Raw genomic sequence first — 17,672 nt, 5'->3', positions numbered from 1 at the left:
ACCATTGCGCGACGCCTCTCGATCGCTCAGGTAGGCTAAATCGCCAACGCTTTAGGCGCGGATGATCTCTATTCCCATATTGCGAAAGGGAGCAACCATCGCATCCGTCGCGCCGGTGTCGGTGACGATCGTATGGAGACTGCGCGCCTGGCAAATTCTCCAGTTCGCCACTTTTCGTAACTTCGTATGGTCGACAACCGCGATAAGGCGACGGGCATGTTCGACCATAGTCCGACATAACTCCCCTTCATCCTGATCGAACGAGGTAGCCCCCCAATCCGGATCTAGACCGTCCGCGCCGATGAACAGTGTGTGTATCAGCATGTTGTCGAGACTGCGAAGCGCATGCGGACCGACCAGCGAAAACCACTCTCCGTGAAGTGTCCCGCCAGTGACGAAAACCTTGATGTCTTTGCGTTTCGAAAGCTCCATCGCCACATTCGCCGTGTTGGTTACGACCGTCAGGTTACAATTCAGCGGCAATGCGCGGACCACAGCGTCCGCCGTAGTGCCCGGAGTCACGGCAATTGTTTCATCCGGTTCAATGAGCGCTGCCGCAGCGTACCCGATGCGTCTCTTTTCGTCGGCCTGCCGCTCCACCTGCATCACGAAAGAACGATCCCGACGGAACGGTTCATAAAACAGCGGCTGAATAGGCACTGCTCCACCGTGAGTGCGGTGAAGGAGACCTTTGCGTTCCAGAGTGTCCAGATCCCTGCGGATCGTGACGACAGTCACCTGGAGTTGCTCACTTAGCGCATCCACCGAGACGGATCCGGTCTTGTGAAGCACGTTCAGGATGGCTTGATAACGAGCCTCCTGCTTGTTTCTGGCTTCGAGTTCCGGCTTATTTCTCAAACTTTCACCTTTGCGCTTGGCCATGCGCTATTTATCCTCACAAATCACCGGGGAGGTTGCCCTAGAGGATACTTCAGCGTTAGCCCGAGGCGCGGGCACCCTGGCTGTTGACCACGTACGTTTTGGCCTGATGACGAAATCCGCGCAACTCCGCCTTGGGGTCGAACTGACCCAGGCAAGATTCGACACGCAAATCGTCGAGAGAGACATTCACTCCGAAGAGAGTGTCAAGCACCATATCAGCGAACGCGCCTCCTGCGATGCAAGACCACTCGTTAAGGTACGGCGGATCATTCGGACATTTGAACGCGCCGCCTTTCAATGGAGGCCACACGTCTTCTACGAAGTGGGCTTGTCCAATCGGACCCTGATTGCCTGCCTTGGCGACCTCACGCAGCCAGCCTGCGATCTGTCCCTCTGACATACCCAGCCGGTACAGGGCCTTGGCGGACATCGGTGGCCATGATGCATATGCCCCTATGCAACTATGATCCGGGCGAATATTCCATGTTGCATCGGAGTCTCCGGTGGAAAGCGCCCGCATCCATTTCCCCGTGTGCAGTTGAGTCCAGAAGAAATGTGCCATCTCGCTCTTCTGTGTGGAAGTAAGATCGGCAGCCATGTTGTCCGCGACCGCCAGAAAGTCGTAGCAGTGGCGAACCTCATTGAACGTTCCATCAAGCTGGCCTGCACGCCACCAACCCTTGCCATCAACGTAAAGGAGACGATTGATACGCTCAGCCAATTGCCTACTTTTCGCGCGAAGTTGGTTCGCGCGGACACTCTCTCCGCGGCGATCGAGCAACTCAGCAATGAAACGCATGCTTGAGACGTTCCCAGCATTCATTCCTGCCACTTCGTGCAGGTATGTGCTGACCACCTCGAGCAGGTTCTCAATGTTGCCGTAATCCGCCAATCCCCTATCGGTATGGATCAGCTTTTCCCAATAAAGTGCATGTTCAGTTAAATGATCGAGTACGGTTTTTCCATCGACGACGCGGTTTAGCCAGTCGAAGTCGCCGGTGACACGCAGATAGTCTCGCGCGCAACGAACAATCGCCATGTCGTTGACGGCGTACCACGGACCGACGGCTGTACCACTGACATAATCTGTCGCGAGATGCTGGTGCATGTCTTGTGACATCCAGACCTCAACCATGTTTCGTAATGCAAAGGGATCCAAGAGCGCCAGGCTCAAGCCGCTTAGAGACGTGTCCCAAGGAAACGACAGCGTAGGAAGCGTATGGCCGGCTAGCGTGAGATACGCTGGACCGTACTTTGAATCCGGTGACTGACGGCGGGCGCTGATGAGGTTGCGGATCCCTGCAAAGTAGAGGTTCCACAACGTCTCGTCGTCGGTGTGCAAGCTGGGCAGATGGCCGGAGAAGTAGGAGTTTCTTGGAGTAAAGAGTGCATTAAGCATGCCGGCATAGAACAGTTCGTTCGCCTTTTCGGCATCTGCGAAGGTGGCATGGAGATGATCGTGAATTTGATTCGCCTCTTGAGGCGTATCGGCGATCGCATTCACATACTGGAAGCGGCGCGTCTCGCCCGGAGCAAGTGCCATATCGTGTTGAAGGATGTGACCACCCTGCAGCCATCCAGCAACGGGAAAAATACCTTGTGCAGATGCCGCTGCGGATTGCTGCGCTACGAACGTGACGCGCCCCTTTGCGGGATCCCAGGCTTGGCGATTTCCTCCCTCGCCCGGGCAGCCGGCCATCCAAAAAGTGGTTTTCTTGATGACAGCGGCCTGCATATCGAAGCCGAGTGTGAGCCTTTGTCGCTCCTTAGAGACGTTCGTCAACTCGATGCACTCGGCAACAGCCCGCTGCTTTACGGGCATGAACGTGCGCGTGCGAATACGAATTCCACTGACGATCTGTTCACGATCCACGCGCTGCGGAAGCCACCGATACTTCACGCGATTGCCCGGCGGAGGCGCGATCGAGAGCAACTGGCCGTTCAATATAATCTCGCAGGACGTTAGCAGTCCGGGGCTCCAGGTGACCTCCGGCACGCCGCAGCACGCGAATGGCGGAAACGTAATACCAGTTACGCCAGAAACGGACTTTGATACCTGGCCGTACCCCCATTCGTTCTGGAACACGGGCATGTTGAACAGGTCTGTAAAGCTGTACTCCATCTCCGTGCTCACAAGGTCATTGGGGGCGGGAGTAGGTGTAAGCATCCGCGGGACCCGCACTGAAGCACTCGCTATCTCGCCTGCGCCTGCCAACGCTGCACCGCTCAACTTGAGAAATGTGCGTCGGCCGAGATTCCAGCGTCCTTGCGAAAAACGTTGCGACATGCAGGCCTTTCAGCGAACAGCGGCGCGTGCGGCAACTGCTGGCTGTTCGAGGTGAAGCTTCCTGGAGAGCACATCGAAAAGATTTGGAAGCGAGTTGTCCCAGAAGGACCACGTGTGGGCGCCAGGCAGTTCGTGGTACTCGTAGCTGACTCCCCGCGACCATAGCTCTTCGACGACATGGCGATTCGAGGGAAGAAATGGATCGGCCGTACCGCAGTCGAGAAGCATGTAGGGCGTCTTCGCAGGGTCGGCGGCTGCGATCAACACGTCGAGATCGTTCTGCTTGCGCGTCGTGGTTCCTGGGCTACCGAACGCCTGGTCAGTGCTTGGCTTGAGCTGGGGCATGATCTGATCGGCACCAGAGGGGCCGTCGAATGCACCACTGATGCTAGCGGTAAAGCTGAACAGGCCTGGGTGATGAAGGGTCTGCAGCAACGCTCCATAACCGCCCATCGACAGACCCGCTATAGCGCGCTGATGAGATGAAGCGATCGTCCGGTAATGCCCATCAATCTCGGTAATCAAATCGTCCGCTATGTAATCGGCATAGCGATCGGCAGGATTTGTGGCAGAGTTAACGTACCAGGAGTTGGCCGCTTCCGGAGTGACAATGATCAGCGCATAGTGGGATGCCAGCTCGACCAGGTGAGTGAGCTTCACCCAGTTCGTCTCATCTCCCTGCCAGCCATGCAGAAGGTAGAGGACCGGATAACGCTGCTGTCCTACTGAATATCCTACGGGCAGCACAATGTCGTAGCGCATCTGCCGCTGGAGAGCTGCACTGAAGAAACTGTGCTGCTCAACGATATCTCCACTCGCGGGCGGAGCAGGATTCAACCGCTGGGCGCTGCTTTGCAGTGGCAGAATAACTACGAACAGCATCAGCGCAATGTAGAAAGTCTTCGCGACAGGGCGCATCAGTACCTCAGAAGCTTGCACGTGACAACACGATGACTGCGGCAACTAACACCGCAACAGCAAACCCTTGTACGCGGAAGGCACTTTTGGCCGCGCCGCGCCACTCTCCCGTCCATAGACCGAGGAGTGTCGCGATGATGACGATGAGCGACATGAATAATGGCCAGCCGACAACCGGACCCAACACACCGAGGAACGCTGTGGCGATGCCATAGAGAACGCTGCTGCCGAACCAGAGGATTCCCATCGCGAAGGTGAGCGAAAGGTTGCGCGCAAAGCTGGGAGATGAGTAGTTTGTCGCGGTCTTGCGCTTGGTAAGTAGAAAGATGCAGTAGAGCACGTTCGGAACCGCGCCACCCGCCATGAGCGGAACCCAGACCGCGTCTGTGACCCAGAGCGAATTTGCTCCCTGGGCTCCGGCCGTGGCTGCAAGAGGAGCTCCGTAAGCGAATCCCACGTTCATCATCGAAGCGCAGACCCCGCTCACGATGGCCATCACCAACCCGACGCCGATTGCTGCATTCTTTGTTGTGCCAGTTTCTTTTCCACGGTCACGAATCTTGCCAGCCACAGCGCTTGCCGCAACGCCGATCAAAACCAATGCGATTCCCGCGAGCGACATGATTCCACCGCGAGTGAACAATCGGTCAGAATGAAGTCGGAGCAGCGGTATCAGGCTTCCCATCGCTGCCGAAAGCCCCAGCACAATAGAAAAGGTGAGCGCAATTCCGATCTTATCGAGTGCAAGACCGAAGAGCACCTGGGCAATGCCCCAGGCTGCCCCGCACACGGCTACAAGCAGAACGACACCACCGTTTGCGTGCAGAAGAGATGCAAACGAAGGGATCGTGCTGAACGCCAGAGCCGGGGGAAGTACGAGAAGCGCGAAGATGGTCCACAGCAACCACGTGTTTTCCCATGCCCATGAGCGGACGAACTTCATCGGCAAAGAGAAGCTCGCGTTCATTACGCCGGCCAAAATGAGCAGGCACATCCCACCTGCGGTGCTTTGCATTTCGTTCCTCTTACACGCTCAGCAGAGTACATGAAGTCAATGGACCGCCCGCCTCAAGCGGACGATCCATCGACGAGGTTAGAAGAGCAGTTTGACCGAGAACTGCGCCTGACGCGCCGTGCCATTGCCAATCTGACCGTTGCCCGTCTGGTTGGCGACGGTGGAAGCGGTCACACCAAAGTTGGCGTTCGGCAGGCAGCCGGCCGAAGTGGTACCGGAAGCCGGCGTAACAGCCAGGCAGATGCCGCCATCCGGGTTTGAGTAGTTCGGGTGGTTCAGGATGTTGAACAGGTCAGTCCGGAACTGAAGCTTCGCCTTCTCGGTGAGGCTGAAGTTCTTCATCGCGGAGAAGTCCCACTGGAAGAAGCCGGGTCCGCGCAATGCGTTGCGACCAACATTACCCATGTTCTCGCCCCAGGTGCCGTCATACGCCGAGGGGACTGCAAACGCCGCGCTGTTGTAACTTCCATTCTGCGTCACCCACGTGACGTGCGGAACGTACACATTCTTGCCGGGTACATAGTTCGGACGCACAGGGTTGCCGAAGAATCCGCTCACGAGTGTGATGTTCTCCGGCAGGCCGGAGCGCGCCTGGAAGATACTCGAGAGCTGCCAGCCACCTCCTGCAACCCGCTCCCATCGCGATCTGTCGTGCAAATCGGAGAAGTCGTAGACCATGCTCGCGGTGAAGTTGCTACGAACGTCAATGTCACCGCTGGACCGGTCGAACTTGGGATTGAATGGGTCAGAGTAGCCGCTGAATACATTCACCATGTCGTCGATCTCGTGCGACCAGGTGTAGTTCAACGAAGAGTTCAAGTGGTGGTAGTTACGGCGCAACTGCGCCTGCAACGCCTGGTAGTCTGAGCCGAGGTCGTCACCAAGGTAGTTTTCTGATGCGTATTGGCTATACACCTGCGAAACGCCCGTAAATGGGTTCGCCGGATTTTCATTGATTGCGGCGAAGTTTACGCCTGCCTGCTGATGATTGACCCTGTTGGCGCTGTAGTTGATCACCGTTACAAACTGTCCCGGGAGTTGCTGCTCAACACCAAATAGCCAGTTGAGAGCATTGGGATCCTTAGGATGTGTCGGGAAGGAATAGACAACCTGCGTGCCAGCAGTAACAGGCGGATTGGGCGATGGGAATGCAATGGAATACCCGCCAAACAGCGCGTCGAACACGTTTGCGTTATAGCTCGCGTATGCCGGGTTATTCGATGACAGATTGAAGCTGAGCCACATCGGCAGATAAAACATGCCGGCATATGCGTGGAAGACCGTCTTGCCGCGGCCGAACGGGTCATATGCCAGACCGATGCGAGGAGCGATGTCTCCCTTGGGAGCGGTATACATCGGCTGTGTCGACGGAAGGACCGTCTGCGTTGCAATATTGAAGTTCTGGAAGTGGTTGCGGTTCTCCTGCCACGTCGTGTTGTAGTCGTAGCGCAATCCAAGATTGAGCACAAGCCGGCGCGAAACGTGCCAGTTGTCCTGCACATAGAAGTCGTACTCGGAGTTGTGCATACCCAGCGATCCCGCATAGCCGATCTTCTGGAGAACGAACGGATTGTTGTTCTCGAGATCGCTGAAGCTCGCGAAGTCGTAGGTCTGCTCGGGATCCAGCGACTGCACCTGCCGATTGACGCGAATCTGCGTGCCGAACTTCAGACTGCTGGTATGCAGGACCTTCGTGATGTTATCGAAAAACTCGTAGGTGCTATACGCATTGTTCTGGTTGAAGGCACCTGCGCCGGGCAACGAACCGAGGTCGGTGAAGAAGCCAGCGATCGAGTAGTACGGCTTTGGTGTGTTGGACGCGGTATTGGAGTAAAAGCGGGTGTAGGCGAGGCTTGCGTCATTCAGCAGCGTGGCGCTGAATGTGTGAGTCTCATCCAGCTTGAACAATTGCGTGCGCAACGCCTGGGGCGACACCTGGCCGATGTTGGCGCCATACGTGTGCTCCGTATCGGAGTCATTGATGTTGTAGCGGACCATGAAGCGGTCGGCGTCTGTGGGGTTGTAATCGAAACGCAATGAGCCCGTATCCTCGCGAAGAACATCGGAGAGGTCCACCGGGTCAAGCACAAGCTGTGCGCTCTTCACGCCGCCGACAATATCTACCGGCGATCCCGGATAGGCGCAGGCCGTAGGCGTAGGGATGACATTGCAACCAGCAGGCAACGGCGCTAGCTGCTGCAGAATCGGCTGCATCGACGGAACAAACTTCGAGCGCACATAGGCGCTGACCGTATGGTTCAGTGGATCAATCGTGGTGAGGTGCTGGCGCGTTCCTTCGTAATTCGTAAAGAAGAACAGCTTGTTCTTCACGATGGGACCGCCGAGGTTTGCGCCGAACTGATTCAGCTTCAGAGGCTGCTTGCGGCCGATCTCGAAATAATCGTGAGCATCAAGAGCGTCGTTGCGGAAGAACTCAAACAGCGTGCCGTGAAACTGGTTCGTTCCGCCCTTGGTGATGATGTTCATCTGCGGTCCAAGGGAGTGGCCGGTTTCGGCACTATAGCCGTTGTTGGCGAAGTCGATTTCCTGGATGCTGTCGAGACTGGACCGTGTGATGTGCGGCTGCTCTTGCCCCTCGGTATTGAGGAAGCCAGTAATGTCGCCGCGAACCGCGCTCTGTCCGTCGACGGTGATATTGAGGCCGCTGAAGATATTCTCCAGACCGTTAACGCTGCCTTGAAATTCCGGAGCCGACCCTACTGATCCGGGCGCGATCTCGAGGAAGTCATTCACATCTCTCCCGTTCACCGGAAGATTCTCGATTTGCGTGGAGTTGAAGGTCTCGCCGCTCACCGTGGTCTCAGTGTTGACACTGTTTTCCGTTCCCGTGACGGTCACGCTCTCCGACACGGCTGCGGCGGCAAGTTTCATCGTTACGTGTACAGCTGCGCCGACGTTCAGAACGATATTCTTGCTGGTCGCAGTCCCGAACCCGGAGGCAGTCGCGGTAACCGTATAGGTGCCAAACGGAAGATCGGATGCGCTGAACGCGCCCGCACCGTTCGTCGTCTGAGTTACGGAGCGCCCGGTGCCCTCGTTCGTCACGGTGACCTTTGCATTGGGGATCACCGCGCCCGAGTTATCGACGGTCGTTCCGCTCACCGTGCCCGTATCAAACTGTGCTGCCGCTGAAAACACGACGCAGACTAACAGGCAGACCAACGTCAGAAAAAACGCAAGGGGACTTTTGCGTTCCCTTATCCGAACAGCACTTTGCATTTGTGACACGACCTCCGATTACGGGCCCAAGAATGGTGTTTGACGAGACGTGTGAATGCTATGAAACGGTGCTTACAATAGTCAAGTGCCAAAGTTTCGTTTATCGCCAAAACGAACAAAGTATCTCTAATTATTCCGCCATATGGTTCGTATTAATTGGACCTTTTGACCGCAAACGAACAATCAGGCTGGACAGCGTCTCCGTGTCGGCCGTATAGTTCGATCTGCAACCGGAGTCTCGAATCACGCATGACACTTCTTGGCCTTGATCTTGGCGGCTCCCACGCAGCTTGCAGCCTGATCAGTGAGCAGACCGTTTTAGCCACTGAACACCTGTCGTTCGCAGACAGCACCAGCTTCAGAGCGGTTTTGCCTGAAATAACCAACTGCCTCCAGAGACTGGCACTTTCGGCTAAAGAGCCAGTGTCCGGGCTTGGGGTTGGGATGTGTGGTCTGGTTGATTCCAGACGGAACCGGGTGCTCTCGACTAATGGCAAATACGAGGACACGGTTGCTTTCGACTTCGAAGGTTGGGGCCTCCAGAGTCTCGGCGTGCCTGTGCGGCTGGAGAACGACGCGAGGCTTGCGCTTCGCGGCGAGATGCATGCAGGAGCGGCACGAGGCGTTTCGGACGTGGTGATGTTCACTCTTGGAACAGGGATCGGCGGAGTCGCTGCAATGCAGGGAGCGCCCCTCGTGGGCGTTCACGGACAGGCGGGCGTGCTAGGTGGGCATGTGCCGGTGCGTGCCCACGGCCGTCGCTGCACTTGCGGCGGACAAGGTTGCGCAGAGGCCGAGGCCTCTGGGTGGTCGTTGCCAGAGATCTGCCGCGAATGGCCGGGATTCGCGGAGAGCTGTCTGGTGGATAAGCCGCTGAACTTCAAGACTCTTTTCGATTGCAGTGCAGCGGGGGACAAGATCGCGATTGAAGTGCGTGAACACTGTCTGACCATTTGGGGCATGATGGCCGTCGCGGCCGTCCATTCTTTCGATCCAGAACTCATCGTCCTGGGCGGCGGAGCGATGCGGGCAGCGAATCAGATTGTTCCGCCCCTGCAACAGTACGTGGAGCAGAACACCTGGACGCCATGGGGAAAGGTGCGCATTGCGGTCGCCGAACTCGGCGATCAGGCTGCAGCGCTCGGCGTTCCTACTCTGTTTCCCGAAGGAACCGACTAGGATGTACGACAAAGCTCCTTTTATCAATGTTGCACCCGAAAGTGCGTGCCTGGTCGGATGGGAAGCGATTGCAAGCTCCCTCCGAGAGCGCCAGGATTCCAGCATCTGCATTGAGTGCTACCCCGGTGTGTTCGTTCAGGAGATTGTGCAAGCGATCTCGCAGCATATGCATGGCTGGCGAGTTGTCCTCGCCGACGACGCTCTTCTGCCGAAAGAGGTCACCGAAGAACGCTTCATGAAACAGCTCACCGAAGATCCGGTGTTTGGTCAGATGAGCGAGACGACTCTTGCGGACTTCTTCGATCATGACGCGCTAACGAGGTTGAAGAGTGATGCATCCAGCTCGGGCAAGGTAATTGTTATCGGCACTGGAGCGACTTTGGTCGCCCCGGAACCTTCCGTTCTGATCTACGCGGACATGGCAAGGTGGGAGTTGCAGAGGCGGCAACGAAAAAACCTGATTGCTAACTTTGGATTGGATAACTTTAGTGAGCGTCCCTCTCTGAAGTACAAGCGCGCCTTCTTCCTGGATTGGCGTGCCGCAGACCGCACCAAGGCCGAGTTGCTACCAGAATTAGACTTTCTCCTCGATACCAATACCCCCAATGCACCGAAGATGATCTCCGGCGACGCGTTCCGTAAAGGCATGAGCACTGCTGTCACGCGTCCGTTCCGGGTTGTTCCGTTCTTCGACCCGGGACCATGGGGCGGACATTGGATGGAACGGGTGTGCGACCTTCCCGACGACGGCGCGCCCAATCATGCGTGGTGTTTCGATTGCGTACCCGAAGAGAACAGCCTTCTGCTTGGCTTCGGTGATCAGCGGGTCGAAGTCCCTGCGCTCGATCTTGTATTGCAGCACCCGAAGGAACTCTTGGGTGAAGCCATCTATAAACGCTTCGGCGCGGAGTTCCCTATTCGCTTCGACTTTCTGGATACGATGGGCGGCGGCAATCTTTCGCTGCAGGTCCACCCACTTACGGGATATATCCGCGAGCACTTCGGCATGGTGTACACCCAGGACGAGAGCTATTACCTGCTCGACGCCGAGGAGGGCGCGACGGTTTACCTGGGCCTGAAGAATGGCATCGATCCATCGCGCATGCTCTCTGATCTTGATCGGGCGCAGCAAGGCGATTTCGATTTTCCAGCGGAGAAGTACGTCAATCAATTCCCTGCCCGCAAACACGATCATTTTCTGATTCCCGCCGGCACGGTGCATTGCAGCGGGAAGGGATCTATGGTGCTGGAAATCAGCGCGACACCCTATATCTTCACGTTCAAGTTGTGGGACTGGGGACGCGTGGGCCTAGACGGGTATCCCAGACCCATCCACCTTGAGCATGGCGCCCGCAACATCCAATGGGATCGGACAACCGAGTGGGCGCGGACGAACCTGGTCAACCAATTTGTTCCGGTCGCCTCCGGCGACGGATGGCGCGAGGAACGAACCGGTTTGCATGAATTGGAATTCATTGAGACACGGCGCCATTGGTTCACTGGGACCGTTCCCCACAGCACGCGTGGCACCGTGCACGTGTTGAATCTGGTGGAAGGCGAGGAAGCGATCGTCGAGAGCCCTACGGAAGCGTTCGATCCGTTCGTTGTGCACTATGCTGAAACATTCATCGTGCCGGCAACGGTTGGCGCGTACACAATCCGCCCGCATGGACGTTCTGTAGGAAAAGAATGCGGTACGATGCTCGCCTATGTTCGCGATCAGGCAGAGGCATCGACCGCATGATTCCTAGCACAGCACTGACAATTCCGCTTCGTCGATCGATCCATCTGGGAGGGATCATGATGGCGTTTCTCTTCATGATCGCCGTTGGATCGATGCGAGCCTCTCAATGCGACGCTACATTTCCATTGGAATCGGGGAAGCCTCTCGCTTGGCAGGGAGCCGATGCGGCATATTCCGTGCCTCTCCCGGATGGACGAGATGTTTGGATCTTTGGAGACACGCTGTATGGTGCGGAGCGCCGCGTCGTCGGCCAGACTCCGCAGATGGTGCATAACTCACTTGGCATCTCAACGTGCAAAGATGGCCAATGGCACCTGCAGTACGTCGTGAAGCACGATGCCTCGGCTAATGCGCAGAGTTACTTTTCTCCTGCGGATCCTACTCACTGGTACTGGGCCATGGACGGCTTCTACGCGAACGGCGATCTCTGGGTAACGCTGCTTTGCATTCGGCACACCTCCAAGCCAGCGCCCGCGGGATTCGATTTCGAGACATGCGGCTCTGATCTCGCACAGGTGAGCCATCTCGAGCGGGATCCTCAGCACTGGCAGGTCACAATTCATAAGCTGGTACCTGATGGCGTTCGGGCCTACCCGTCAGCCTCCGCCGTAGTAAATGCCGGATACGTCTATCTTTTTGCGCTCTACGAGACAGGTACTCGCCCGCTGCTCGTGACTCGCATTCCACTCGAAAGACTTTCAGAACCGTCAGCTAACCTCCAGTACTTCGCAACGGATGGGGTCTGGAAGCGCGGCTTCGATCCGGCCAAAGCGAAAGTCATTATGCAACATGGCAGCACGGAGCTATCGGTTCGCTATCATCCAACGCTCAAGAAGTGGCTGGCTGTCATGGTGGATCCAGCATTGTTTTCGAACAAAATTATTCTGAGAACAGCACCTGATCTCACAGGCCCCTGGATGGAAGGCGAAGTAATCTACGAGATTCCTGAGATGCAGCCTGGTCCGACACGTGACAAGAATGTCTTCTGCTATGCCGGCAAAGAACATCCTGAATTGGAGACCGGCTCTGATCTGGTCTTCACGTATGTTTGCAACACCATGGATGTCTCCGAATTGCCGACTCATCGCGACATCTACCACCCACAGGTTGTCAGAACGCCCCTGACGGCTAGCATGACGCGATGAATCGTAGGGCGGACCATAATTCCCGATCACTAGAGACCGCTTCGTCGTAGTCATCAACCAGGACAGCGCGATTGGACGTGGCCCTGCCACGACTGCGCGTGCCATCCTTGCTCCGAGCCATACTCCCTCTCGAATCATCCAGCACTCCCGCCCAAAAAACCCTACAATTTCGGTTGTCAACGAGACTCACTGAACGGGGAGGCGAAGATTGCAGACGATCATCGATCCGGCGATGGCGCCGGAATGGAGAAGAAGGCGTCGTAAGCTGCTTCTCGTTGCGGTCCTGCTCTTCGTCGCCTTCATTCTCGGGCGAATCGCGTTATCCAATTGGGTCGACCTTCTCTGGTTCAGGTCACTTGGTTACGGCTCCGTCTTCTGGACCACGATCTGGCTTCAGGTAATCATCTTTGCCGTCGCCAGCCTGGTCACATTTGCAGTTCTCTATCTGGCCCTTTGGGGCATCAGGCGGTCTCACGAAGGCAATCTGCCCGCGGCTCACGCCATCATCATCGGAGGGGAACCGGTCCGGTTCTCTGTCGAGCCCGCGCTACGCTACATTTCATTAGCGGTTTCGATCGTCTTCGCGCTGATAGCCGGTTTAACCATGGTCGGCGAATGGCCGGCACTGGCACTCTTCTGGTACGCGCCGCACTCCACGGGCAGCGCAACCGACGCCATCTTCGCCAAACCTCTCAACTTCTTCCTGTTCACCCTGCCTGCGTGGCAAATCATCAACAACTGGCTCTTGACGCTCGCAATTGCGACCTGCGCCGTCGCCGTCCTGTTTCTCTTCATCACCAGTGGCTCGCGCACCCTCGAAAAACGCAAACTCAGCTATGGCCCGGCGCCTTGGCGCGGGCTTTCCATCACCGTTGCCTTTCTGATGCTCGTGCTGGCGATGACTACCTTTGTAGATCGCTACCAAACGCTGCTCGAACATCACACGATCTTCGATGGGGTGAACTACACCGACGCGCATATATCGATTCCCGGCGCGCTCGTTATCTGCGCCGCTCTGTTGTTAGGCGCCGCAATCGCTGCGTTCAACGCGGCGCGTGAATCGCGGGGACGTTGGATTCTGATTGCAGTTGCTCCGGCCATAGTGTGCTACATCATGGTCGGGATCATCGGATGGTACGTCGGCAGCTTCATCGTGAACCCGAATCAGCTGGATCGCGAAGAACCTTATATTGCCCACAACATCGATGCGACTCGCCACGCCTATGGACTCGACCGCTTCTCGCAAAGTGAGTTTCCCGCCGAGACCACTCCTGATGCGGTCGATGCAGCGAACAATCAGTCGACACTTCAAAACGTGCGGCTCTGGGATTGGCACGCGCTGCAGGACACGCTGCGCCAGATCCAGGAAATTCGCACCTATTACGACTTTCCGGACATCGACATCGATCGCTATAACCTCAACGGCACAACTCGCGAGGTGATGCTCGCCGCCCGCGAGCTGAACGTCGACAGACTCCCGGAGAGCAGCCGCAACTGGATCAACGAAAAGCTGATCTACACCCACGGTTACGGCGTGACGATGAACCCGGTCAACGGCTTCACGCCCGAAGGTCTGCCCAATCTCCTGCTGAGCAACATGCCCGTCCAGAGCACCATCCCTGGTCTGAAGGTGACTCGCCCCGAAATCTACTTCGGCGAACTCACCGACACCGATGTTTACGTCAAGACCAGGCAGCAGGAATTCGACTATCCGCAAGGCCAGAACAATACGCTTACGTCCTACCAGGGCACCGGCGGGATCGTAATGGGAGGCTTCGCGCGACGTCTGCTGCTCGCCATTGCCCGAAACGATGTCGCAACGCTGCCCTTCAGCGATGACGTCAACCCGCAGAGCCACATGCTTCTCTGGCGCAACATTCGCCAACGGGTGGCCAGGCTCGCGCCATTCCTTACCTTTGATCAGGATCCTTACATCGTCGTCGGTGACGATGGCCGGCTTTCCTGGATCATGGATGCCTACACGACCTCGGACAGTTATCCCTATTCGACCCACTACGGTCTTGGCGACAACTCCGTGAACTACCTGCGGAACAGCGTCAAAGCTGTTGTCGACGCCTACAACGGCACCGTAACGTTCTACGTCTTCGACAGCGAAGACCCGGTCCTTGCAACCTATCGCCGCATCTTTCCGACCCTCTTCAAGGACGCATCTGCAATGCCGGCGGATCTTCGCAGGCATGTCCGCTATCCGGAGGCACTGTTCACGCTGCAATCGGAAGTCTATGGTCTCTACCACATGACCAATCCGGAGGTCTTCTTTAATCGCGAAGACCTATGGACCGTTGCCACCGAAACGACGACCGACAGCGAAGGTAACCAGGCTGTCCAGCCGATGCAGCCGAACTTTGTCTTGATGAAACTACCTGGAGGCACCAGCGAAGAGTTCGTCGAGATACTGCCGTTCACTCCATCGAACCGGAACAACCTGATCGGATGGATCGCCGGCCGATGCGACGGCGCAAACTACGGAACGGCAGTTGTCTACGACTTCCCCAAGACGAGACTCATCGACGGACCGCAACAAATTGAAGCGCGCATCGATCAGAACGCGCAGCTCTCTGGTCAATTGACGCTCTGGAATCAGCAGGGCTCACACGTCCTGCGAGGAAGCCTGCTCGTCATTCCATCCGGACGCGCACTGCTCTATGCAGAGCCAATCTATCTTCAGGCCAAGCAGAGTCCCATGCCTGAACTGCGGCTTGTCGTGCTCGCCTTGCAGGACAAATTGGCATACGGCACAACCTTTGAGGCGGCGCTCAGGTCGCTATTCGGCGGCGAAGTTTCATCACTGAACCCGACTGAAGCCACCCCAGCCCCACCGTCCACGGCAGCAGCAGCTCCTGCAACCGACACCGATGCGCTCATCGCAGAAGCCAGCAAAGACTTCGACGACTACCAGCGCCTTACTGCTGAAGGCAAGCTCGCCGAAGCCGGTCAAAAACTTGAGGAGCTGAAAGGCGCACTTGGGCGACTTAATAGTCACCGGAGATAAGCTTGCCACCTCGCAACACGTCCGTGTAGACGCGCTTCTCGGAAGGAACTGGATCACTTCACCGAAAGCGATCTCTCATCTATCACGAAGGTGCGCTTTATCACTTCTACTTTGCTGTCTCGGGAAATCCGAGGCCTTGCTGTAGCTCGATCCAAACCTCAGCAGGCAGCTAATTAGAAGACGCGCTGAACTTCCACGTCCCCCGTGCCACTTCAAACACCGCCTGGTTTCCGCGCGAGCGCAACGATACAACGTGTTTGCTCTCCGCAATCGCGCCTGCCGGCAGCACGACGGTCGCTCGCTTCGGCACAGTCACGCTGTACAGCACCTTCCCACTCGCACGCCTCCAATCGCTCTCCACTTTGCCCAGCGCAGAATCGTACCCGCACCTCACCCAGTCGACTCCTTTCACCGCAACCGGCCGCACCGTCAACCGCTCAACCTCGTTCTCACGTGACAGATCAATGTCCATCCCGCCCAACCTGCGATAAAACCACTCTTCCGCGCTGCCCAGCATGAAGTGGTCCTGGCTTGAATGGGGATTCGCGTCCCACGCTTCGGTCAAAGCCGTAGCTCCCGCCTCAAGCTGCGATCCGTAACTCGGCGGATCTTTGCGCAACATGATGGCTAGAATCACATCGTCGCGGCCGCCTTCGGCGAGTGCCCTTAGCAGGTACGGATAGCCAATCTCACCTGCGGTCACGTGGTCCTGGTGCGCATGGATATCATCCACAACGTGTTGAAGCACCGCTGCTCGTCTCTCGGTCGGCACGGCCCCCAGGGCCAAGGGCATCGCATTCGCGGTCTGGCTGCCGGTGTCATACCATCCATGCTCCGCGTTCCAGAACCGCCTGTTGAACGCATCTGCCGTACTCTTCGCCAGAGACTCATAGCTCGCCGCGTCCTCCGTGCGCTCCAACAACTTCGCAACGTGACTCATAGCAATGGCGTCTTCATAAAGCATCAACGTCCCAGTGACACCCAACGAAGTATTCTTCTCAAATCCTGGTGACCCCGGCCCAATGTCGTACCAGTCGCCCAATCCATACGCCACAATTCCATCCACAACCTTGCTCTGAAGCGCCACCAAGTAGCGCCGCATCATCGGATAATCTCGTTCTAACTGCGCCCTGTCACCGTAAAACCGGTACGCCCGCCACGGCTCCAGCACACTTGCCGATCCCCACTCCGGCGAATCATCGAAGACGGCATTCTTTGGACCGAAGTGCGTATATTGCGGCGCAATCGTCGGCACAATCCCATCCGCCAACTGTTCATCCGACATATTGCGGTCCAGCGCCGCGAAGATCTCTCTCATGTCGTTGTTGAACATCAGGCCTGGCGCCTGCAGATGCGTCTGCTCTAGCCATCCCAGCTTCTCCCGATGCGGACAATCCGTTAGTATGCTTACCTCGTTGTTGTGCATCGCCTCCACGATCAGCTTGTGAATCCGGTTCAGCATTTCGCTTGAGCTCGCAAAGCTCCCTACTACCGACGCATCCGAGTGCTCCGCAATTCCTACGAGACTTAGCAACCGACCCTTCGGCACTATCGTCCTCAGTTTGGCAGCAATCATTCCGGGGCCAGGCGTCCACTCTGCCTGTACATAGCGAAACCCTCCGTAGCCAAACGACGGCTCCCATGTCTCACCCGCCGCATCGCCGCGCAACGTATAGCTCCACCACATTGGGCCGTGAAAAGTCGCCTGACTCACCGTGCCATTCGCGTTCAACAGCTCCCCTGGGGTCAGCCGCAGAATTGCTCCCGCTGACCCCTTAACCTTCACCTGGACGACCCCTGCAAAATTCTGCCCAAGATCATAGACCACGCGGCCATCACCAACGTTCGTCTGCTTCACTGGCACATATCGTTCATGTTGCCCGACCTTAGGGGCGATCGCCGGAATCAATTCCCCTCCAGGTCCGGCCACCACTTCGGCCGCCGTCCACGCCGTGTCGTCAAAACCCGGCAGATTCCATCCCTTCTGCTCTCGTCTCGCGTCGTAGTCTTCCCCACCGTACGTGGAGTCAAACAATACCGGTCCGCGGTCCACCTTCCACTGAGCATCCGTTGCAATTGTTTCGTCAGCCTCAGCCCCGTCTCTCACCGTGCTCCACGGGGCCTGGATCCACTCAGCGTTCCATGTTGTGGTCTCCCCAAACGATCGCGCAGTTCCGCATCCCCATCCGACCAAAGCCACACAGAAGCACAACCACCGCTTTCCCTGAGCTCTCATCCTGCTAACAAAC

The 17,672-nt window shown here is 57.0% G+C and carries 10 protein-coding genes; 4 read left to right on the top strand and 6 right to left on the bottom strand.

Going from position 1 to position 17,672, the window contains the following annotated elements; genetic code table 11:
- Nucleotides 1–51: 51 nt before the first annotated feature.
- The 5 genes from VGU25_17220 to VGU25_17200 form a co-directional block, all read right to left on the bottom strand.
- Nucleotides 52–882 carry a DeoR/GlpR family DNA-binding transcription regulator gene (locus VGU25_17220; GenBank protein ID HEV2578950.1) on the bottom strand — a complete coding sequence of 277 codons (831 nt, stop codon included), beginning with the start codon at nt 880–882 and terminating at the stop codon, nt 52–54.
- A 55-nt stretch (nt 883–937) separates the two neighbouring features.
- A complete protein-coding gene (locus VGU25_17215) occupies nt 938–3,169 on the bottom strand; it encodes a hypothetical protein (protein ID HEV2578949.1) in 2,232 nt (743 codons plus the stop codon).
- A 9-nt stretch (nt 3,170–3,178) separates the two neighbouring features.
- The gene (locus tag VGU25_17210; GenBank protein ID HEV2578948.1) at nt 3,179–4,087 is read right to left on the bottom strand and encodes an alpha/beta hydrolase family protein; all 909 of its coding nucleotides are present in this window, start codon (nt 4,085–4,087) and stop codon (nt 3,179–3,181) included.
- A gap of 7 nt (nt 4,088–4,094) precedes the next feature.
- Nucleotides 4,095–5,102, bottom strand: a complete 1,008-nt coding sequence (locus VGU25_17205) for an L-rhamnose/proton symporter RhaT (GenBank protein ID HEV2578947.1) — start codon at nt 5,100–5,102, stop codon at nt 4,095–4,097.
- A 78-nt stretch (nt 5,103–5,180) separates the two neighbouring features.
- Nucleotides 5,181–8,261, bottom strand: coding sequence for a carboxypeptidase regulatory-like domain-containing protein (locus tag VGU25_17200; GenBank protein HEV2578946.1), 3,081 nt, complete (start codon nt 8,259–8,261; stop codon nt 5,181–5,183).
- Between the two features lie 330 nt (nt 8,262–8,591).
- Here VGU25_17200 and VGU25_17195 point away from each other — a divergent pair, with 330 nt between their 5' ends.
- The 4 genes from VGU25_17195 (at nt 8,592) to VGU25_17180 (ending at nt 15,423) form a co-directional block, all read left to right on the top strand.
- Nucleotides 8,592–9,521, top strand: a complete 930-nt coding sequence (locus VGU25_17195) for an ROK family protein (protein ID HEV2578945.1) — start codon at nt 8,592–8,594, stop codon at nt 9,519–9,521.
- 1 nt (nt 9,522) lies between these two features.
- Nucleotides 9,523–11,265: a class I mannose-6-phosphate isomerase gene (locus tag VGU25_17190; GenBank protein HEV2578944.1), complete on the top strand. Its 1,743-nt coding sequence runs from the start codon at nt 9,523–9,525 to the stop codon at nt 11,263–11,265.
- A gap of 56 nt (nt 11,266–11,321) precedes the next feature.
- Nucleotides 11,322–12,410 (top strand): DUF4185 domain-containing protein, encoded by a 1,089-nt coding sequence (locus tag VGU25_17185; GenBank protein ID HEV2578943.1) that lies wholly within the window; start codon nt 11,322–11,324, stop codon nt 12,408–12,410.
- A 208-nt stretch (nt 12,411–12,618) separates the two neighbouring features.
- Nucleotides 12,619–15,423: a UPF0182 family protein gene (locus tag VGU25_17180; protein HEV2578942.1), complete on the top strand. Its 2,805-nt coding sequence runs from the start codon at nt 12,619–12,621 to the stop codon at nt 15,421–15,423.
- 169 nt (nt 15,424–15,592) lie between these two features.
- On the opposite strand, the gene VGU25_17175 is transcribed toward VGU25_17180, so the two are convergent.
- Nucleotides 15,593–17,530: a family 78 glycoside hydrolase catalytic domain gene (locus VGU25_17175; GenBank protein ID HEV2578941.1), complete on the bottom strand. Its 1,938-nt coding sequence runs from the start codon at nt 17,528–17,530 to the stop codon at nt 15,593–15,595.
- Nucleotides 17,531–17,672: the final 142 nt, after the last annotated feature.

Source organism: Acidobacteriaceae bacterium, from assembly GCA_035944135.1.
In the GTDB taxonomy this organism is placed as follows: Bacteria; Acidobacteriota; Terriglobia; order Terriglobales; family Acidobacteriaceae; genus Granulicella.
The sequence above is the reverse complement of the archived record's forward strand: the minus strand, read 5'-3'. Positions and strand labels throughout refer to the sequence as shown.